Source organism: Cutibacterium granulosum, from assembly GCF_900186975.1.
GTDB lineage: Bacteria > Actinomycetota > Actinomycetes > Propionibacteriales > Propionibacteriaceae > Cutibacterium > Cutibacterium granulosum.
This window is the reverse complement of record NZ_LT906441.1, coordinates 600,353-621,260: the sequence shown is the minus strand read 5'-3', so window position 1 is coordinate 621,260 and position 20,908 is coordinate 600,353. Positions and strand designations below refer to the sequence as shown.

Genomic DNA, 20,908 nt, shown 5'->3' with positions numbered 1-20,908 from the left:
CCTGCACACCGCAACACAACACCACAACCCGGAAAGGAAACATCATGGCAAGCAGAACCGTCACCGTCGGATCCTCCGTCGGACTCCATGCCCGCCCAGCCGCCATCATCTCGCAGAAGGCCGCCCAGCTCGGCTCCGCCGTCACCTTGGCCACCGACGGCGACCCGATCGATGCCAAGTCCGTCCTGGGCATCATGACCCTGGGCGCCTCCTCCGGCGACTCGGTCACGGTGGCGGGTGACGACGAGGAGGACGTCAACACCATCGCCGATCTGGTGGCGTCCGATCTGGACGCCTGAGCACGACCTGCCACGAGAGAACCTGCCCAGCTGGGGCCGTCATCATCACGATGGCGGCCCTACGCGTACGTTCCCCAGCCCCACATCCTGATGCCGAGAATCACCTCTGCCTCCAGGGTGACTGGTCTGAAGACAACATGTGATGCCCGGGACGGCACCCATCGTCATCCGCGCTGGACGGGTGCGCACCGTTGGCCGAGCACATGCCCCACGGCTCATACCTGGGGGCGCATGTCCAGCAGGCACATTCTGGAGCGTGTCCAAGGGCCGATGGGCAAGACAGTGTGTGGCAGGTCGGCCGGGTCACGTGGCAGATTGACCGGCCGTACGCTCGGCCTCCAGCACGAGCAGCATGAACACGGCCACCCACCACAGCAGTGACACCGGAAAGTTCTTGATGAGATAGGTGTCGACGAGCAGCCCCGGCAGGCTGGCGAGGACCGTCATGGCGAGCACCCGGCTGGGTCCTCGTACCGCCCGTACCGCAACGACGATGACGACTCCGAAAATCACCAGCAACGCCGCAAGACCCACGAGACCCATCTCCCCGAAGACCGCGACGACGGTGTTGTGGGCGTGCGGCAGGCAAGCACCGAAGAAGGTGGTGCGCACCGCGTGACTGCGCAGCGGCAGTGCACCGGTCATTCCGCCAAGCCAGGGCCACAACCGTCCATAGCCCACCCCGAACAGCACCGTGGCCACGTCAGTGGTGGCAGCCTGCCACGCCGTGCGCCAGGTGAGGACCCGGGCCCGGTCCACCAGGGAACCTCGCATGAGACTCATCCCCACCACGGCCGCACACACCGCCAGGAGTACCGTCGTCACCAGGGCTGCCCGAGCCTTGAGAGTGCGCAATCGACGTTGTGCGTACCACAGCACCAGCATTCCCGCGAACAGTCCCACACCGACGATCCCGGCACGGGACCCGCTGAGCACCAGGACGACGAGCAGGATCGTCAGCACCGGAACCGAGATCCATCGGCGCCAGCCGTGCAGGAGGGCCTCAATCATGGCGCCGATCCCCAGCAGGTAGACGATGTGGATCGTCGCCGCCCCACCCAGTCGGGTCGCGACCCGCCACCCGTAGTAGTTGCCGGTGTCGTACTCCCGGACGATGTCGCACGCCGTGGCGAGGGCGAGCACCACCGAGGCACGCCACAGGGCACGCAGCAGGCCACTGCGCGGGATGGCCGTCACCAGGGCGAGCGCGACCAGCACCGTCAGGGCAGACTGCACCAGTGGCACGGTGAAGAGCCAGCCTGGCGGATGGGTGACCACCGCGTCGTTGACGCGCACGGCGTGATCGTGGAACCCCAGGCTCACTGCCGCCACGGCGACGACGAACAGGAACGCACCGACGGTGACACGCAGCCATCGCCGGTCCCCGATCACCGCACGTCTGGTGTCGACATCCAACACGCACCACCTCGCCAGGTGCACCACCACCAGCACCCCGAGTGCGATGCACAGCACCAGTTCGAAAATGGGCAGGGTCTGCCTGCCACGCACCGGGCGCTCCGTCGTCACGAAGGTGGCGGTGATGACGAGAGCCGCCAGGACGCACTCGGCCACCATACCAGTGACCCTCGTCCCCAAGCTCCTCTCGTCGGGGTACCACTCGGCCAGCAGACGGCGAATCACGTCCATGTCGTCACTTCCTTGTCAGGATGCTCGTCGGAGCCAGCCATGGGGCTACTGGCTGTCGGAAATGGCGTTCGTCACATATGGCACTGGGCCCACCGTCTCACGACGGCAGGCCCATCCGCAGCTGTTCGGGTACCGACGGGCGCCGGTACACGTCAACCGACTCAGTTGATCTCGATGAACTGGTTCGTCCTAGCGGACTCGATCATCGCCTCGCACACCTGAACCACTCGGGCACCCTGCTCCATGGTGACGATGTCGGAGCCCTTGCCCAGCACGGCGTCACGGAAGTTCTCGTGCTCGGTGCGCAGCGGCTCGGGCTTGGGGATCGCAAACCGGGTGACGTCACCCTCGGCGACGCCACGGAAGTTGGCGATGTCGTCCCAGACCGTCTCCACCTTGGCATTGGCGTAGAAGGTGAGATCGGCGGTGAGGGTGTCGGCGACGAACATGCCCTTCTCACCGGTAACGAAGGTACGACGCTCCTTGGTCGGGGTGAGCCAGTTGACGAGGTGGTTGCTCATGAGCCCACCGGAGAGCTGACAGGTGGCCGAGACCATGTCCTCGTACTCGCGTCCGGCCTTGAACATCGTGCGAGCCGCGACGAGTTCGAAGTCCCGCTGGGTGACCCAGGAGGTGAGGTCGATGTCGTGGCTGGCAAGGTCCTTGACGACCCCGACGTCGGCGATACGGGCTGGGAACGGTCCCTGGCGGCGGGTGGCCACCTGGTAGAGGTCGCCGAGGTCGCCATTCTCCAGACGCTTGCGCAGCGACTGCAGGGCCGGGTTGTACCGCTCGATGTGTCCGACGGCCCCCACCAGACCACGGGAGGCGAACGCCTCGGCGAGATGTTTGGCAGCGGTGGTGTCGTAGGCCAGCGGCTTCTCGATGAGGGCGTGTACACCGGCCTCGGCAAGCTTGAGACCGATCTCCTCGTGGAACTTCGTCGGAGCGGCGACGACACAGTAGTCAACACCGGTCTCGATGACGGCGTCCACGTCGGGCAGGATGGGCAGGTCACCAGCGACCCCGAACGGGTCCTTGCCGGAGGCGTCTGCGATGGCGACGAGGTCGACACCGTCGATCGCCCGCAGGTTGCGGACGTGGTTCTTGCCCATCGATCCGATGCCGACCATGCCGGCGCGCAGGTTTGCCATCACGCACCTGCCTTCGCGGCCTTGTTGACGGCCTCGGCGATGCGCTCCAGGTCGGCCTGGGACAGCGAGGGATGCACCGGCAGCGAGACACACTCTGCTGCAACCTTCTCGGTGTTCGGCAGCTCCAGACCCGGGGCGTAGGGGGCCAGCGAGGGCAGTCGGTGGTTGGGGATCGGGTAGTAGACACCCGAACCGACCTGATGCTCCTCCTTGAGGGCGGTGACGAAACGGTCGCGCTCCTCGCCGGTGGCTCCCTCCACGCGAATCGTGTACTGGTGGTAGACGTGCACGTAGCCCTCCGGGACGGTCGGGGTGACGGCCTCGGTGATGTTCTGCGAGAGGAACGCGGCGTTGTCCTGACGGATCTTCGTCCAGCCAGCCAGTTTGCCCAGCTGAACGCGGCCGATGGAGGCGTGGATGTCGGTCATGCGGTTGTTGAGGCCGACGAACTCGTTGGCGTAGCGCTTCTCCATGCCCTGGTTGCGGATCATGCGGGCCTTGCGGGCCACCTCGGGATCGGAGGTGGTGATCATGCCGCCCTCACCGGAGGTCATGTTCTTGGTCGGGTAGAACGAGAAGGCGCCGAAGGTGCCGAAGGTGCCGACGTGTTTGCCGTTGATGGAGGCGGCGTGGGCCTGGGCGCAGTCCTCGAAGAGCTGCACACCGTGCTTGTCGGCGATGACGCGAATCTCGTCCAGGTTGGCCGGCAGACCGTACAGGTGCACCGGCAGGATGCCCTTGGTGTTCTCGGTGATGGACGCCTCGACGGAGGCCGGGTCCAGGCAGAAGGTGTTGGGATCGACATCGGCGAAGACCGGCTTGGCGCCGGTGAGGGCCACCGAGTTGCCGGTGGCGGCGAAGGTGAAGGACGGGACGATGACCTCATCACCGGCTCCGATACCCGAGGCCAGCAGGCCGATGTGCAGGGCGGAGGTGCCGGAGTTGACGGCCACGCACTCGACACCGTCGACAACCTGGGCGGAGAACTCCTCCTCGAAGGAGTGGACCTGGGGGCCCTGGGCAACCATGCCGGAGGCGATGACGGCGTCAACGGCCTTGCGCTCGTCTTCGCCGAGGATTGGCTTGGCCGGTGGGATGAATTCGAGAGTCACTGTGTCTCCTTGCGTTGGATTGTGCCGACCTGGTTCAGCCGGTTCGTGTTGTGGGTGCCGATCTGAGGTTTTCAGTCGGTTCGAGGTGCTGTACTGGGTTCGTGAAGCTGTACTGGGATGAACCAGTCGGCGGTCAGTTCTCCTCGCCCTCACCGACGAGGGTGAGGGTGTCGGTGGCGGGGTCCTCGGTGAATCGGTCCCCGGTGCGGGGATCGATCCAGCGATTCTCACCGTCGGGCTCGAGGGGGAATCCGGACCGTCCGACCCACTTGATGCGCTTGGCAGGCACACCGGCGACCAAGGCGTAGGGCTGCACGTCCTTGGTGACGACGGATCCGGCTGCCACGGTGGCCCATTCCCCGATCGTCACCGGGGCGATGCACACGCTGCGGGCACCGACCGAGCAGCCGCGCTTGCACGTGACGCCCACCTGCTCCCAGTCGTCGGCGGACTTCAACGACCCGTCGGGGTTGATGGCGCGCGGGAAGTGGTCGTTGGTGAGCACCACTGCCGGGCCGATGAACACGCCGTCCTCAAGTTCGGCGGGCTCGTAGACGAGCGCGTAGTTCTGGATCTTGCAGTTGTCACCGACGTGCACCCCCTCCCCGATGTAGGCACCACGTCCGACGACGACGTTCTCGCCGAGGACGGCTCCTCCGCGTACCTGGGACAGATGCCAGATCGACGAGCCGTCGCCGATCGTCACTCCCTCGTCAAGATCTGCGGTCGGAATGATCCGCGGTTCACTCATGGGTCCACCCTTCGGGACAGATGTGTGGGTCAGTGCACAGACTACCCACCTCAGCGGTTTGGTCACATGCTGCCGCGCCCGTCACCCCGTCGAGGGGCCTGGACGCGAGGTGTCAGAACGCTGTGCACGATCCATGACACCACGAACCAGTCTGCTACGCCGTTCCAAGTATGTACGTCGGGACGACTCGTCGGCATCGCACCGCCCAGCAAACTCCTCCTCCAGACCAGCCGTCGCATCGGGGCGCAGGAACTCGCAGAACACCGCCACAGTGGCCATCTGGACCCAGACCACCGGGTTCTTGAGGTAGGAGCTGTTGGCCAGGGCGATGACCGGGATGACGAGCATGCTCGCCACGACCGTCTGCAATATCAATCGCTGTGCCGGTCCCGGATCCAGGTCCCACAACCGGCGCGCCCCTGCCCACAGCACGGCGATTCCGATGGCCAGCAGCACCGTGCCCAGCAGCAGACCGTAGCCCACGAAGAGTTCGGCGAAGCCGTTGTGTGGGTCAATCGTGCCGCGGTTGGGCCAGGGGGCGAGCAGGACGGCGTCCTGGAACTGTCCAGGCCCGAGCCCCACCCCCTTCGAGGCGACGAACATCCAGATGGCGTCCTGGTACACGCCCAGTCGGGAACGCCCGGAGTTCGAGGAGAGGTGGTGAATCGACATGGCGACCTCGTCAAGCACATCATCCAGCTTGCCGGAGACGATGATCGCCAAGGCCCCGGTGAGGGTGAGCACCACCGCGGCGATGAGCAGTTTGCGGTACCTGACCATGAGCCAGGCGAGGATCACCAGTGTGGACATCAACGCCAACCGGGCACCAGCCAGCACGAGCAACGGGAAGCACAGCACGAAGGTGCCGATGTACATGAGCCGGACGAACCAGTGCCGTTCCACCGTCCATCCAACGACCATGACGATCATTCCTGCGACGAGGAAGTAGGCGAAGAGGTTGGGATTGACCATGAACGAGGCGATCTCGCGATAACGGCCCATCGTCTTGGTACCGCCCAGGTAGTTGGGCAGGTGCTTGCCAGTGCGTACCTCGTTGAGTGCCGGCAGGATGGCGACGACGAGCCCGAGGAGCCAGGCCCGACACACCGTGACAATCCATCCCGGCCGATCAGCGGTCATCGTCATCGCAGCCATGGTGAGCAGCCCGAAGGCCACGCAAAGCAGTTCCTTGACACCGGTGGTGCCGGCAGGAAGCACCAGACCGAGGATCATCCACATCCCGGTCACCACGAGGATGCCCTGGGTGACGACGGACAGGTAGCGCCGCCGGATGAGTACCAGCACGACGAAGACCAGGGTGAGCAGACGCACCGGGGCCTGACCGGCGATCGTCACGGTCGATCCCCAGGCCGACAGCACCGGCATGAGGACGAAGCACACCGCGAGCAGCCACTCACACAGTCGTGCGAAGGGGGAGGGGCTCTCCTCGACGACGTTGGCCGCCCGGGCACCGAGATACCGGGGACCGTGGTCATGACGACGGGTGAACGCACGCTGGGAAGGACGATGCTGCGAGGAGTCGTGCGCCATGTCCTGCTCGAGCCGTGCCCCGCCAGCGTCGGAGCTGGCGAGGATGCCGGATCCAGCACGGAGGACACCACTGGGCGTGGTGGTGCTGGTGGCCGGATGGGTGCTGAGACCGCTGGGCATGGAGTTGTCGGTCATGGGCGACTCGCCAGGTCGATGAGGTGGTTGATGAAGGTCTGATAGTTGGTCTGCTCGTCGAAGTCGGCGCGGACCTTCGCAGCCATGTCGGCACGGATCCGAGGGTCCTTGACCTGCTCATGGTGCTCCCAGATGGTCTGGGCGATGTGCTCGGCTGAGGGGTTGGCTGTCATGAGCCAGTCTGACGGCACGATCTCCCGAACCCCTCCGACGTCGGTGCCCAGCACCGGCACCTCGCGAGCCATCGCCTCCATCATCGACACCGGGATGCCTTCCGATGAGCTCGTGTTGACGAGCAGGTCCACCTGGTGGTTGCGGTAGTACTCGAGCAGTTCGTCGTGGGGGAGGATGCCGAGCCATTGCACATCGACACCCTGCAACGTGGTGGAGACCTGGGCCGCCAGATCGTCGTGCAGTGGTCCGTCACCGGCATGCACCCAGCGCAGGGTCATCTCGGGATGCTGCTCGTGCAGCACGGCAAGGGCGTCGATGAGCAGGTGAAGCCGCTTGAACCGACTCATCGTGCTCACCGACATCACCGTGAGTTCGCCACTCGGGCTGGGGCTACTCGTCTCAGAACCCTCGACGAGGGTGACGCCCAGCCGATTGACCAGCACTGTCTGCGGTCTGAATCCGTAGCGGTCGACGAGGAACTCTCCCCCGGCGGCCGAAATGGGTTGTACCGCGTCGAAGCAATCGGTCACCTGGCGGATGAAGGGGTGATGACCGGTGGGGTGTTTGTCCTCGTAGAGGTCGTAGTTGTGGCCGCGCGAGATGGTGTGGTGAACCGTGCCCGCGGCATGTTCCAGCGCAGCGGCGGTTGCCGATGGGGCCAGCCAGTAGGTGTAGACGAGGTCCGCGTCCCGGTAGTGGTCCCGCAGGAAGCGTCGCACCAGAGCCACCTGGACACCGGTACGTGCCACGAATGCAACGACCGGTCTGGTGAGCCGCCCGAGTTCACGCACCTGAGCCAGTTCCCGCCACAGGAGTGGTCCCGTGAGGGTGTCGACGACGGCCACCGCACGCCACAGCGGACTGGTCCAGCGACGCCGCAGCCGGTCATCGACGTCAATGCCGGGCAGACGCGGACGCGGCGGTATCTGTGGTGTGTCGTTCTTCTCGGGGACGATGGTGAGTCTGGCACCAGATCCCAGCCAGTGGGGCAACTCGGTCTCCAGGAACTGTTCCCCCGTCCCATAGGGGAACCTGGAGGTGATGAGGACGACGCGCGGACACGCGTCAGGCAGCTCGTCCCCATTGACGCGGGGACTTTCCCTGCCAGTGCCACATGTGCCTGACGTGTGCGTACTGCCGTGGCGCAGGCAGTTGCGCTCACCCCTCACGTGGTTCGCGAGCCGGCGACGGACGTCTGCACAGTGACGACTGCCCATGGCCACGCAGTTGGCAATCCTGTGCAGGCAAACGCCCATCACAACTCCCATCGCCGATACCGCTATATTCTGGGACACACCTTAGCAATCGTGTCGAAGAGATCGGTCGAGTATGCAATTGCGCACAGTGATGAGGAACATGGCCCGAATGTGGCGGTCAAGTCTCATCGTCTTCGTCATCGCCGCCATCGTCCTTGGCGCCCTCAGCTATGCCCTCGCCAAACCCAAGTACCGTGTCGAGGGCGATGTCCTCTTCTCGTCGCAGGCATTTCACGCCTTCGACACCCCGGACGCCGCGGCAACGTACACCACCTCGTTGGTGACGACCTACGGCACCTACGCCAAGTCGGCCTCCCTGCTCGACGAGGTGGGTCAGTCCGTCTCCCCACAGATCGACGGAGCCACCCTGCAGCAGGCAGTCGTCATCAGCACCGCACCGATGATGGTCTCGGTGAGTTTCATGGACTCCGACAAGGACCGGGCCACTGCCGTCGTCAAGGCAATCACGGATTCCCTGCAGGAACAGGTCAAGAAGTCGGCACCAGACGTGGACGGCAAGCCCGCACTGTCGGTGGCGAACTCCTCGGTCATCACCACCCAGGTGGCGGACAGCGCCCCCTCGGCCAAGCGCAGCGCAATGATTGGCGTGCTGGGAGGTCTCGTCCTGGCCCTGCTGGTGCTGTTGGTGCGTGCCTTGGCCAGCACGAGGATCGGTGACGTCGCCGACCTCGCCGATGTCACCGATTCATCGATACTGAGCGTGATCCCCAGGAAGGGATCCACCGCACAGGGCGGTGGCGAGCTGGAGGCGGTGCTCGGACGCAACCTCTCGTTCATTCCTCCCAAAGACGGTCTGCGCACGGTGCTGCTGGCCCCCAGTCTCGCCAGTGAGGATGCCTCGACCGTGACCCTTGCCGCAGCCGATCGTCTGCACGCCGACGGACACAGTGTGGTCGTCGTGGATGCCGATCTTCGACGCGCCACCGCCACCAAGGCGGCCGGAGTGACCTCGAGCGCTGGCCTGTCGGATCTGTTGGCGGGTCGTGCCACCCTGCAGCAGGCCACGTACGACCGCAGCGGGGCGCCGATCGTCGCCGCCGGCACCACCGTGGGCAATGCTGCCGAGCTGCTCGCCACCGAGACCTTTGCACAGACCCTGGCCGAGTTGGGGCGCGAGTACGACACCGTCCTGCTGGTGGGGGCCCCCTTGCTGACCTACACCGATTCCTCGGTCATCGCGGCCCAGGTGGCCTCCGTCGTACCAGTGGTGCAGTCGGGCACAGTGCGACGCTCGCAGCTGCAGCAGACGCTGGAATCCTTGGAACTGTGCCAGGCGCATGTCGGCGGCTTGGTACTCACCGACGCGAGGGTGTCGGCACGCGCCCGACAGATGGTTGGCGCCGGGAAGTGACTGCACCCCTCTGATCGGGGCCTGGGCTGGTACTCACCGGCTCAGGCCTCCGTCTTCTCAGGTGGAGTGACAGCACCGAGATCGGCTCAGCAGATCCCTCCGGGAGGCCCCAGACCGTTCCGGGAGACCTCGAGCAGCTCGAGCCGTTCATCGTCGTCCTCGTGCGGGCATGACAGCTGCTCTCAATTCGTCGAGTCACGACCACCAGCGAAACTCCGTGATGCCGAGACGATTCGGTCCAGCACCACGCTCACGGTTGTCGATGGCTGGGCACCGACTGCGCAACGCCACCATCCTGGCCAGCGCTGGCCCGTTCATCGGCGAGCCCCACGGCACACAGGGCCACCACCCACCACCACATCGACACGGCGAAGCCCTTGACGAGGTAGGTGTCGACGGCCCATGCCAGTGTCGTCGCCGCCAGCACGATGACGGTCACCCCATGACGGTGTGACCCCAGACCACGACTCATGACGTTGCAGGCGGGTCGCCACAGGGCCACCACCATGACGAGCAGCACGACGAGCATGATGACCCCCAGCTCCACCAGGACCTCCAGATACACCGAGTGGGCGGATATGAGGGCACGTCCGAACCGACTGTCCACCATCCCCGTGCCGGCAAACGGGTACAGCTTGGCCTCAATGGCATACCACGGAAACATGGTGCCGGACCCCACACCGATGAGCATCGACCTGACCGAGGAGCTCACCGTCTGCCAGCCCACGGTCCAGGTGTCCATGCGTCGGGACGAGCTCAGACGGAGCATCCGCTGGAAGCAGGACACCCTGAGGCAGACGGCGACCACGGCGATTCCGACACACAGCGCCGCTGCTGCCAGCCGACGCACCGCAACCTGACGTCGCAAGGAGACGACGAGCGCGAGGCAGGTCGCCACCAGCACGATGAGTGCGGCTCGCGATCCGGTCAGCAGCATCATGAGCACCGACGCACCGCCACCTGCCCATGCCATCCGAGTACGCCAAGTGGGTCCTGACACACCTCCGGCAGGGCCCGGTGCGTGCCCAGTGGTGTCTCGTGCGACGTCGACGAGCACCGCCCCGGCCAGGGCGATCGGCACGTGGATGACGGCCGAGCCGCCCATACCGCTGGCCAGTCGTATCGAACGGTGAATGGGCACCTGGACCGGCCAGTCGGCCAGTGCCCCCAGCAGAAGTCCCACAGCGGCAAGGGGAACGTAGCGGGTGCGTCCCTGCTGTCCGATGGCAAGGAGGACGACGAGCACCGCAGCCATCGTCACCCATCCGGTGACCACCGGCATGACCTGGTAGACGCGTGGAACGACTCCCTGCTTGATGACGGCCTGTGAAGCGACGAGGCTGGAGACCAGCGCCCATGCCTCGATGAGGGTGAAGCCGCCACACAGGATCCATCCAGTGGGGGTGAGAACCCCTCCCCGAGGCGTCCCTGCCTGTCGACGCATCCTCACCTGCCGGTACGCTGCAGGGGCGGCGACGAGCAGTGCAGCGCCACAGACGAGGAGCTGGGCACTCACCACCCAGGGGCGGGTGATGCCGTGGCGCAGATCGACGAACTGGACTCCGGTCATGAGCAGCACGAGGGACCACCCCAGGACGTGCTGCCACGTGGTGATGGATCGGCGGGCCGAAGACGTCATCGCGGACTGCGCAGATGTCTCGGCCCGGCTGGGGCTCACGGGCTGGTTCGCTGTGCTCTGTCCCGGAACTGGCGGGCGATGCGGCCTGCCAGAGCGGGAGCCCACGGTCTTCCTGCTCAACTCGCCCACGCCCCCGTGTACAGCAGCCATCCCCACCAACACATGACGCCGAGGTCAACCACGACGAGGACCATGACGACCCCCCGCCACAGCTTCACCAGAGCGTTGGCCTTGGATGGCACGGCAGCTGCCTCGGCCAACATGATCGCCGTGGGGAACCACAGCAGAACGGCCCGGTTGACGCTCATGTACCAGTGTCCGATGGAGAAGGCGATGATCTGGATGCCCACCCATGCGGCGGAGGCCCACCTGCGCCTGAGCAGGCAGTAGATCGTCGTCACCAGGCCAATGGCGACCGAGACGAGCTCGAAGCGGAAGATCATGGCCACCCTGGCGGCTCCCTCGTGGTACACCCCACGCCACATGTCGGTGTGTGTGGCGGGCAGGGTGTTGTGCAGGGTCTGCAACGGGGTGGTGAATCCGCGTCCCCAGCCCTTCTCCTGGGCCTGGTGCCAGGCCGTCCACGAGCCGGTGAGTTCGTGCAGGAAGATGACGTAACACACGAGCACGGCAGCCGGGATGATGAGGGTCGCCAATCGCGAGCACACCTGCTCGACGTCGATGCGACGCTTCGACCCGCGCCGTCGTGCCGGCTTCTCCCCGTCACCGACGACTGCCATGACGGCGAGCGCACCGACGAGGAACAGACCCGAGACCCGCATGGTGCATGCCACGGCTGCCAGAGCCGCCGCCTGCCACCACCGGTTCGAGCGGGCCCGCTCCCACGCCCAGAAGGCTGCTGCCACGAAGGGTGCCTCGGTGTAACCGATGGTGGTGAATGCCGCAGTGGGCGCTATGAGCCAGAGCATCGCCGGAACCGCTCCGCCGATACGGTACAGGGCTGTTGTGGCCAGCCCCGAGCAGACCAGGGCGACGATCACCCCGGTGACCTCCGGGGGCAGACCGATCCAGGAGCCGGCGTGCATGATGGCGGGCAGCCCCGGGAAGAACGCCATCTCCAGCGGATCGGCATAACCGTGCCGGGCGATGTTGACGAAGTGCTTAACGTCCCAGTTCCCGGTGGCCTGGACGAAGCTCAGGTCCTTGGCGGCCATGACGAGGACGAGGGTGAGGCCGAGCAGGATGCGGGTACCGATCCACGTTCGGCGCACCAGGACGGGGTCGTCGGCCGGGGTGACGGGCTTGACGGTTGGGCTCACCGTGCTCCTCTCGAGGGTGGTGGACGATGCCTCGGCGGTGCTCAGTGCACCGATGACCGGTGCGTCCGGGGCGTAATCGAGCACTCCTCCGGTGGGGTCATCACCGTAGCCCGCTCGTACGGAGTCGTTCCACGGGCGGCGCATCTCGTCGACGACCGTCCAGGCGAACCACACCTGGGCAGCGACACGCACGATGATCGCCCCCCAGTAGACGGCGTCCACGGTGGATCCGGCAGGTTTGGTGGCGCCGGCCAGGTGTCCCCACACGACGAACTGGTAGAACACCTCGCCGGTCATGAGCACCCCCCAGTTGCGCCAGTCGGGGCAGGCCAGGGCGGCCAAGGGCACCAGGAGCAGCGAGTACTGCGGCGAGTACGACTTGTAGGCCACGAAGATGATGATGAGGGCGACAAGGGCCACCTGCGCCACCCGGGGCCGACGCGGAAGCCGCCAGACGAACCAGGTGAGCCACAGCAGGCCTGCAGCAGCAAGGACACTGCTCAGCACGCCGACGTGCGCGATGGAATCCTTGGTGGCGTCCTGGAAGATGAGCCACAGGCTACCCAAGCCCACCTGAGGCCCGAAGGTCGCGGCCAAGGTGGCCTTCCAGGTGGCCGGGGAGAGCGCGGCGGCAACACCGTGGCAGATGACCAGAACACCCGCGGCTGGCCCCAGGTACCGTCCCAGCGAGGCGAGCTTGCCCGCACGCAGGCACAGGACGACGACGGCGAGGACGACCACGGCGGTCTGCAGGCTGCCGGAGACCGCCAACCCGGCCAGCACCCCGGCGAGCGTCGGACGCCTGGTGGCCCAGGCGAGCAACGAGAGGGTCATGAATCCCACCGGCACCAAGGTGAAGTCGACCATGCCGGCTGCGAGAACCAGCGGGCTGCAGGCGACGAGGAACACGTCCCAGCTACGTCGACGAGTCCGTGCTGCGACCTCGGTGACCACAGCAGCGGTGGGTGTCGTTGCGCTGGTGGCCGGTCGGGGCGATGGGATGTCGCTGCCGCGTCCGAGCAGCATGACACCCACGACCGTCGCAAGGAAACCGAGGAACAACAGCACACTTGACAGGGCCCAGTAGGCATTGGCGGCCTGGGTGACCTGCTGATCGGTGGCGGTCGGCCCCACCACCCAGCCAAGGTGGCCCACGAGCCAACGATTGACGGCCATGATGGCCACGGTGATCGGGGACTGGCGCACGGATCGCTCTGCCAGCAACGCGCCGCCCCTACCCATCCCCGAGGAGGTGAAGATCACCGGGATGTCGGAGTAGCACAGCCGCTGATACCGGTTGAACTGACCACTGGCACCGGTGTGTGCACAGGGTTGGTGGCGCAGGATCGTCAGCACCCAGGTGAGGATCGCCGCACCGATCGCCCACCGGGCCGGGTCGAAGAATTCACCTCGCGGATGGGCATGGCGTCCCACCGGGCCTCCGAGCCAGGCGTCCAGTCCCCACCGGGAGGGCAGGGAGCGATGCCACGCAGGAGCGACGGAGTGGTCACCGGTACTGGTGCTGTCTTGGGGCTGGGTCACGAGAGCAGACTAGCCTTCCTTAAGACCAACCTCGTGCGGCTGTGTCGTCGGTCCCACTGGGCGCGGCGTCGGTCTCACTGGCTGATGCGTGGGTCTGATGGGTCTGATGGGTCTGGTTGTCGGTCTGTTCGGTCGTGGCCGCACCGAGGGGCGGCTCGGTCTGCTGGGCCGTACCGGGGTGTCGGGTGCCGGCGTGCGCGTGGGTTGCACCGTCGGGCTCGCGATGGGCGAGTGTGTCGGAGGCGTGCTCTCGTGCTGGCCATTCTCGTGTTTCCGGGGAGTCGGCGTGGTGGTACCGGCAGTGGATCGGGGGTGCGGCGTGGCGGGGACGATGTGGTCGTCGATGTCCTCGCCGTGGTGCTTGCCCCACAGGTTCACGCCCTGCCTGCCGGCGAACCTCTCATGCTCCTTGCCCTTCATGGCCACTTCCATGACGGCTGCCCAGGTGCGTGCCGGGTACGTGCCACCGAAGAAGGTCGGGTTGTCCGGGGCATGGAACGGGTCAAGGTCGTCGGTGCCGCCGTCACCTGCGACGAACATGACGGCAGTGGAGATCTGCTTGGTGTAGGCCACGAACCAGGCGGAGGTGATCTTGTCGCCGACGCCGTTGGTGCCGGTCTTGCCAGCCACCTGGTAACCGAGTCGGGACACTGCCGCACCGGTGCCCTGCTCGACCACGGAACGCAACGCATGGGTGGTGTCGCGGGCAATGTCTGGCTCGATGGCCTGGGCGCCCTTGGTCTTGTTCTCATACAGGGTGTTGCCCTGCGGCCCGACGACCTTGGCGACAAAGTGGGTGGGCATGCGCACCCCGTCATTGGCAAGGGTGGCGTATCCGGCAGCCTGGTCCAGCGGACTCACCTCGGCGGTACCCAGGGCGATACGGTTGTTGAGGTCCCATCCGTCTCCCTTGGGCACCCCAGCGTCGTTGGCGGCCTTGATCACCTGGGCCGGGCCATTCCTCATGCGTGAGACGACGTCGACGAAGGCAGTGTTGATGGACTTCTCGGTCGCCGTCTGCAAGCTCACCGTGCCGTACTCGTGGTGGAACTCGTTGCGCACCGGTTTCGAATCGCCCTTGGGGGTGAAGGTGTTGCCCTCCAGGGCGGACTGCAGGCTGAAGCCATTGCGCAACGCGGCAATGACGGCGTAGGTCTTGATGCTGGAGGCTCCCGGACGGGCGGTCGTCGCCCAGTTGCGGGAGTTCCTGACGTAGTCGTCGCCGCCGTAGATTCCCAGGACACCCCCGGTCCTGGCATCGACCGAGGCGATGGCGGGGTGCAGTCTCGCCGGCCCGTCGTCACCGGCATTGTTGCCGGCGATCCTCTTGTACCTCTGCCCGGCGTCAACGGCCGCCTGCTGCACCTTGGGGTCCAAGGTGGTGGTGACCTTGAGACCACCGCCAGCGATCTGGGACTCGGTGAATCCCTGGGAGACGAGTTCGTCCTGGACGAGCTTGAGGAGGTATCCCTTGGTTCCCTGCCAACGGTTGTTGACGGGCACGTCGGGGAAATCGGGCAATGCGTGCGAGGCAACGTCGTGATCGTTCTGGCTGATCCTGCCCATCTCGAGCATGCCATCCAGGACGTAGCGGTAGCGTCCGAGCAGACGCTCCCGTGCCGCCGGTCCATCGCTGGGATCGAAGAGGGTGGGATTGTTGAGCACGGCGGCGAGCACCGCGGCCTGCCTCAGGTCGAGATCCTTGGCATCGATGTTGAAGTATGCCCTGGCCGCCGCCTGGACGCCATAGGCGCCGCGCCCGAAGTAGATGGTGTTGAGGTAGCCGGCGAGGATGTCCTCCTTGGGCACCTTGCGGCCCATCTTGTCGGCCAGGACGAGTTCCTTGAGCTTGCGCTGCATGGTGCGTTCCTGGGACAGGTAGAGCACCTTGATGTACTGCTGGGTGATCGTCGATCCGCCCTGGACATCGCCACCCCTGAGCACGCTGAACGCGGCTCGGGACATGCCCTTCACCGAGATCCCGGGGTCGCTCCAGAAGGTGCGGTTCTCGGCCGAGACGGCTGCGTCCCTGATGTTCTGGGGCATCTCGTCGTAGGTGATCGACTGACGATTCTGCACCGAGAAGCTGCCGATCTTCGATGTCGAGTCGTTGTAGTAGATGAACGACGTGTTCGACGAGAATCCCTTGTTGGGATCGGGTAGCTCGGTGCGATGGTAGAACACCGCCCCGGCCGCAACGACGGCCATGACCATGACGAGAATGAGGATGAGCAGTCCCCGCAGCACTCGTCGTAGTGGACTGCGACGCCGCCTGCCACGAGTCGACGAGCGCGACGTCCTCGCGCGTCTCGACCTGGTCGAACCACGTCTCGAGCCACGTCGTGCGCGGGATCGCTCAGCCATAGATATCCTCCACGGTGGGTTGGTGACGGGGCGGCCGGCGTCGCCTGCCGTCACCCAGGACGTAGTGGGTCAGGACGTGGTTCCACCCACAGTCGGGGCACACCTCGACCTCGTAGACCCGAAACTCCCCGAATTCGTGTTCCATTTCCTCCAGCTCGACAACCGTACGAATGCGTCCGGAGAATTGTCCGAGCTGAGAACCAAATGTATACCGCAAAAGTACCAACTGGGGCGACTCGCACACTGGGCATGGTTCCTCACGGGGTTCCCCGTGGTGCAAGGCTGCACGTATCAGCATGGGGTCCGCGTCGCACTGGGTGGGGGCGTTGAGGTCCACCTGGGGGCTCCACAACTGCTCCAGGGCACGGCGACGCTGCAGAGCATGGGAAACTTCAAGTCGGCGCGTCTGCATGGCCCCCAGAGTACGGCGTCGTGCCAAGCAACTCGGCGCTGCACGAACCAATCCTCCTCGGGCATCCAGCACTCCGCCAACCCCATCGCACCCGGATCAGCACCTATGCTCGGTGTCATGCCGAATCTGGACGCACTCGTCACCACCACCCTGGACAATGGCCTGGACGTCATCGTCGACTCGGATCTCACCCTGCCCGCAGTGGCGATCAACCTGTGGTACAACGTCGGATCCGCCGACGAACAACCTGGACGCGACGGTTTCGCCCACCTCTTCGAGCACCTCATGTTCTCCGGCACCACCAGTGGCATCGCCTCAGGTGAACATCTGGCAGCGATCGAGGCGGTCGGCGGGTCGGCCAATGCCACGACGAGCTTCGATCGGACGAACTACTTCGAGCTGGTGCCACCCGGAGCGCTGGGGCTGGGTCTGTGGCTGGAGGCCGAGCGCATGGCGCACCTGGCCGTCACCGAGGAGAGCCTCACCACCCAGCGTGACGTCGTCAAGGAGGAGAAGCGGCAGCGCTACGACAACAGCCCCTACGGCGACCTGCTCGACGCCGTGTTGGCAAGCCAGTATGACGCCGACGAGCCCTACGGCCACTCCCCCATCGGATCGGAGCATGATCTGGACGCAGCCAGCCTGGACGACGTCGTCGCCTTCCACGACCGGTGGTACCGCCCGTCCAATGCCTCCCTGGTGATCAGTGGCTGTGTCGACGCCGAGGAGGCGTTGCGACTCGTCGAACGATACTTCGCCCCGGTGAGTGACACCGGGGCACCGGCTCCGCAGCATCGCCGGGGCGGGACCCATCTGGACAGTGCGCGACGCAACCGGATGATCGTGCGTGACGTACCGCGCACCTCGGTGGTGCTCACCTGGCCGGTACCACCCGTTGCCAGCCCGGCAGCTGCACCCGACACGACCCCGATGTCCGATCACACCTGCCCGACTGGCCCCACCCACACGGCCGATCCCACGGCGGTGGCCTGCGACATGGCCCTGTCGGTGTTGGCCGGGGGCATGTCGTCCCGGCTGGTGCGTCGGCTGGACCGGGAGTTGGGTCTGGTGGACGGTGTCTCGGCGAACAGCCTGGGGCTGTCCCGACAGCGCTCGACGGCAATCGTGGCGGCGCACCTGAAACCGGGGGTGAGTGTGGAGCGGTTCCGCCGCGAGCTCGACCCGCTGCTCACCGAGTTGGCCACCCAGCCCCCGACGCCGCAGGAGATGGCTCGCTGCCGGGCCCAGGCGCAGCGAGACTGGTTGGAGAGTTGGGCCACCGCCGACACCCGAGCGGACGTGCTCAACGCCGCACACCAGATCCTGGACGACGCACGCCGGTGTCACGACGAGTTCGACCTGATGGCCGACATGACGTGCGAACAGGTGGGCGAGGCAGCCGAGTTGCTCGATCCGAGCCAGGCCTCGATGGTCGTCCACACCACCGAGCAGACCGATTCGGTGACCGATGGAGCCCATGACGACGAGGAGGACGCCCGATGAGCCATGCCACACCGCCGAGCCAGACATCCCCGAAGGATCCTGCTCCACAGGTACAGCAGGCACCGCTGCGACCGCGTCCGACGGTGACGACGGGATCGGCGTGGACCTTTCCCCACGTCGAGCGTCGGGAGCTCGGCAATGGTCTCACGGTGCTCACCGTGCCGCTTCCCGGCCAGGAGATCATGAGCGTCCAGCTCGCCCTGGACGTGCCGCTGGCCAGTGAGCCGGCAGACCTGGAGGGGATCGGGGCCGTCACGGTGCGCACCGCCGACGAGGGCACGGCGCCCCATCCCGGCCACGAGTTCGCCGAACAGATGGAACAAATTGCCGCCAGCTACGGCGGCAGCGCGATGCCGACGTCGACCATGCTGAGCCTGGACGTGCCGGGTGAGCAGCTCCCGACGGGCATGGAGCTCTTCGCCGAGCTGCTCACCAGCACCGCACTGGATCCCGTTGACGTGGGCCGTCAGGTGGACGCGTCGGTGGCTCAGCTGGCCCGCACCGCCCACAGTGGCCCGTCCCTGGCCCAACTGGCTGCCAACCGTCTGCTGTGGCCATGCTCCAGCAGACTGTCCCGGGCCTCGGCCGGATCGATGAGCACTTTGGCCGCCATTGACGCCGAGCGGGTGCGTGAGTTCTGGAACCAGATGTGGCGACCTGACCGTGGTGTGCTCGTGGTGGCCGGTGACCATGCCGACGAGGTGAATCTGGACGTGCTGGAGCAGTGGACCGGAACCCCACGGGCCGAGTCGACGCGTGAGCTCACCACCACCGCCGCAGCACGCCGAGTGCTGCTCGTCGATCGTCCGGACGCCGTGCAGGCCGACGTGGGCCTCCAGCTGGGCACTCCTGGGCGTGACCATCCGCTGTGGCCTGCGCTCAAGGTGGCCGCAGCCGCCCTGGGCGGTACGTTCTCCTCGCGGCTGAACTCGGTGTTGCGTGAGGAGAAGGGTTGGTCGTACGGGGTCGGCATGTCGGTACGGCCGATGAAGTGTGGTGCCATTGCCTCGGTGAGCGGGGCATTTCGTACCGAGGTGGCCGCCGAGGCCCTCGTGACGACGATGCAGATCCTCGATGCCGCTGGTGATCCGCTGGGCCGTACCGAGGTGGACGAGGCCCGTGACCATCTGGTCGGGGTGGCTCCCCTGCAGTACGACACCGCAGAGGCGGTTTCCGCCCAGCTCGCCGTGCTCCACCTGGCCGGACTGCCCAGCATCTGGATCGACGAGCACTTCGCCCGCCTGGCGCAGGTGGGCCATGACTCGGCCAACGAGGCCTGGCAGCAGCTGCTGGACGTCACGGCCTGGCAGATCGGCATCAGCGGCCAGGCGGGTGTTCTCGCCCCGCAGCTGCGCGAGGCCGGTTTCGAGGTCGAGGTGATCTCGCCCGACCGTCTGCTCGACCTGGCAGGCTGAGCCGTCGCAGGAGACAGCTCGCTGGATCGTCACCCTGCCGGTGCTCCACCAACCCCATTTCGCATCTGCGTCGTTTTGGCATAGACTGTCGAGGTCCATTGGGGCATTGGCGCAGTTGGTAGCGCGATTGCTTTGCAAGCAATAGGTCAGGGGTTCGAACCCCCTATGCTCCACAACCACAAGGCCCGAATCCTTGCCACTCTCGATGGTCCCGATTCGGGCCTTGTTGCCGTTCTGGAGCCCGGAGGGGCGAGTGTTGATCTCGAGAGCCGGGAGCAGTCGGCTTCATCACCTTCCATCGATCAGACGGATGACGCAGGGGCGCTGGAGCCGTCCAGCGCCTGCCAACGCTCTTCACATGCAAGAACACCGCTGACGGCGATCGGCACTTGTCACCGGAGGCCTCCCAAGAGGTTCGTGAGGGGCTGAATCCCCTCAGGTCGAAGGGTGAAGTGTGCCCAGCGTCCACGCATTTCACGGTTCACCAGACCAGCTTCCACAAGCTTCTTCAGATGATGCGACAGAGTGGGTTGCGTCACGCCGAAGACCTCGGACAGATTGCATGCGCACACACTCGAACACCGGCTCGCTGCGATGTGGTGGAAGATTCGCAGCCGCACCGGATCCGACAGTGCCTTGGCCACGAGTGCCACCTGCTCAGCGTGCCGGGGTGAGATCGTGGATCCGCCAGGTAGGCAGGCCCCCGCCTCCGACTGTGACTCAATTGGCATGGTCATGGGTGGATGATACCTCACATATTGACAATCATCTATATTTTGCTACTCTCATTCATATAGACACCTGTCAATACGTTGGGTGTCGGATTCCTTTCTCGCGGAGGTTCTCATCATGCCAGTCATTCGCGTATTCGAGCCCGCACTGTGTTGCAACACGGGAGTGTGTGGGCCGCAGCTTGACCAGGAATTGGTGGATTTCACAGCCGCTGTCAGTGAACTCAAGACACGCGGTGTGGACATCGAACGAGCCAACTTGGCCAGTGAGCCGAGCCAGTTCGCCCACAACCCTGTGGTGGTCAATTTCCTGAGGACCGCTGGGTCGGAAGGTCTTCCACTGACGCTGGTCGACGATGTGACGGTCCTGACAGGACGTCATCCCCGACTGGAGGAACTCGAGCGCTATGCAGGTCTGACTGACACTTCACGTACGGAATGCTGCTCTTCGGACACGGCAACCCCCTCGTCCTGCTGTGGCTCACAAACCATACTGCCCGTTCCTGCCGTCGGCGGATGCTGTGACTCCACCAATGCACCCTCCACCGAATCCGGCTGCTGCTGATCTCGT

At 65.6% G+C, this 20,908-nt stretch carries 16 protein-coding genes and 1 tRNA gene; 6 read left to right on the top strand and 11 right to left on the bottom strand.

The window, feature by feature from the left end; genetic code table 11:
* Window positions 1–44 precede the first annotated feature (44 nt).
* Window positions 45–299 carry an HPr family phosphocarrier protein gene (locus CKV91_RS02595; RefSeq protein ID WP_065860969.1) on the top strand — a complete coding sequence of 85 codons (255 nt, stop codon included), beginning with the start codon at window positions 45–47 and terminating at the stop codon, window positions 297–299.
* A gap of 303 nt (window positions 300–602) precedes the next feature.
* Here the strand turns inward: CKV91_RS02595 and CKV91_RS02590 are convergent, their stop codons facing one another.
* The 6 genes from CKV91_RS02590 to CKV91_RS02565 all read right to left on the bottom strand — a co-directional run bounded on the left by CKV91_RS02590 (window position 603) and on the right by CKV91_RS02565 (window position 8,040).
* A complete protein-coding gene (locus CKV91_RS02590) occupies window positions 603–1,946 on the bottom strand; it encodes an O-antigen ligase family protein (RefSeq protein ID WP_065860970.1) in 1,344 nt (447 codons plus the stop codon).
* Window positions 1,947–2,107: 161 nt separating this feature from the next.
* Window positions 2,108–3,100: a Gfo/Idh/MocA family protein gene (locus tag CKV91_RS02585; RefSeq protein ID WP_065860971.1), complete on the bottom strand. Its 993-nt coding sequence runs from the start codon at window positions 3,098–3,100 to the stop codon at window positions 2,108–2,110.
* Window positions 3,100–4,212 (bottom strand): DegT/DnrJ/EryC1/StrS family aminotransferase, encoded by a 1,113-nt coding sequence (locus CKV91_RS02580; RefSeq protein WP_065860972.1) that lies wholly within the window; start codon window positions 4,210–4,212, stop codon window positions 3,100–3,102. Before CKV91_RS02580 ends, CKV91_RS02585 begins: the two co-directional genes overlap by 1 nt.
* A 133-nt stretch (window positions 4,213–4,345) precedes the next feature.
* On the bottom strand, window positions 4,346–4,963 hold the full coding sequence (locus CKV91_RS02575; protein WP_021103746.1) for an acyltransferase: 618 nt from the start codon (window positions 4,961–4,963) through the stop codon (window positions 4,346–4,348).
* 81 nt (window positions 4,964–5,044) lie between these two features.
* The gene (locus CKV91_RS02570; protein WP_065860973.1) at window positions 5,045–6,649 is read right to left on the bottom strand and encodes an O-antigen ligase family protein; all 1,605 of its coding nucleotides are present in this window, start codon (window positions 6,647–6,649) and stop codon (window positions 5,045–5,047) included.
* Complete coding sequence (locus CKV91_RS02565) at window positions 6,646–8,040, bottom strand: glycosyltransferase (protein WP_231933831.1); 1,395 nt, start codon at window positions 8,038–8,040, stop codon at window positions 6,646–6,648. Before CKV91_RS02565 ends, CKV91_RS02570 begins: the two co-directional genes overlap by 4 nt.
* Window positions 8,041–8,188: 148 nt before the next feature.
* Between CKV91_RS02565 and CKV91_RS02560 the strand changes: the two genes are divergently transcribed.
* Window positions 8,189–9,451: a polysaccharide biosynthesis tyrosine autokinase gene (locus CKV91_RS02560; RefSeq protein ID WP_065860763.1), complete on the top strand. Its 1,263-nt coding sequence runs from the start codon at window positions 8,189–8,191 to the stop codon at window positions 9,449–9,451.
* 250 nt (window positions 9,452–9,701) lie between these two features.
* On the opposite strand, the gene CKV91_RS02555 is transcribed toward CKV91_RS02560, so the two are convergent.
* The 4 genes from CKV91_RS02555 to CKV91_RS02535 form a co-directional block, all read right to left on the bottom strand.
* On the bottom strand, window positions 9,702–11,090 hold the full coding sequence (locus CKV91_RS02555; RefSeq protein ID WP_065860764.1) for an O-antigen ligase family protein: 1,389 nt from the start codon (window positions 11,088–11,090) through the stop codon (window positions 9,702–9,704).
* Between the two features lie 116 nt (window positions 11,091–11,206).
* A complete protein-coding gene (locus CKV91_RS02550) occupies window positions 11,207–12,322 on the bottom strand; it encodes a glycosyltransferase family protein (protein ID WP_231933830.1) in 1,116 nt (371 codons plus the stop codon).
* A gap of 1,599 nt (window positions 12,323–13,921) precedes the next feature.
* Window positions 13,922–16,276, bottom strand: a complete 2,355-nt coding sequence (locus CKV91_RS02540) for a transglycosylase domain-containing protein (protein WP_095140940.1) — start codon at window positions 16,274–16,276, stop codon at window positions 13,922–13,924.
* Window positions 16,269–16,688 (bottom strand): DUF5318 family protein, encoded by a 420-nt coding sequence (locus tag CKV91_RS02535; protein ID WP_036977482.1) that lies wholly within the window; start codon window positions 16,686–16,688, stop codon window positions 16,269–16,271. The genes CKV91_RS02540 and CKV91_RS02535 overlap by 8 nt, the downstream gene beginning before the upstream one ends.
* 105 nt (window positions 16,689–16,793) lie before the next feature.
* On the opposite strand from CKV91_RS02535, the gene CKV91_RS02530 reads away from it, so the two are divergent.
* From CKV91_RS02530 to CKV91_RS02520, 3 genes are all read left to right on the top strand, one after another.
* Window positions 16,794–18,191, top strand: coding sequence for a M16 family metallopeptidase (locus CKV91_RS02530; protein WP_095140939.1), 1,398 nt, complete (start codon window positions 16,794–16,796; stop codon window positions 18,189–18,191).
* 182 nt (window positions 18,192–18,373) lie between these two features.
* Window positions 18,374–19,606, top strand: coding sequence for a M16 family metallopeptidase (locus CKV91_RS02525; protein WP_414836113.1), 1,233 nt, complete (start codon window positions 18,374–18,376; stop codon window positions 19,604–19,606).
* Between the two features lie 100 nt (window positions 19,607–19,706).
* Window positions 19,707–19,779: transfer RNA gene (locus tag CKV91_RS02520), tRNA-Ala, on the top strand.
* Between the two features lie 219 nt (window positions 19,780–19,998).
* Here CKV91_RS02520 and CKV91_RS02515 read toward each other — a convergent pair.
* Entirely contained in the window at window positions 19,999–20,337 is a 339-nt protein-coding gene (locus CKV91_RS02515) for an ArsR/SmtB family transcription factor (RefSeq protein WP_231933829.1), read from the bottom strand.
* Window positions 20,338–20,455: 118 nt separating this feature from the next.
* On the opposite strand from CKV91_RS02515, the gene arsD reads away from it, so the two are divergent.
* Complete coding sequence (gene arsD, locus CKV91_RS02510) at window positions 20,456–20,902, top strand: arsenite efflux transporter metallochaperone ArsD (RefSeq protein ID WP_023034726.1); 447 nt, start codon at window positions 20,456–20,458, stop codon at window positions 20,900–20,902.
* Window positions 20,903–20,908: the final 6 nt, after the last annotated feature.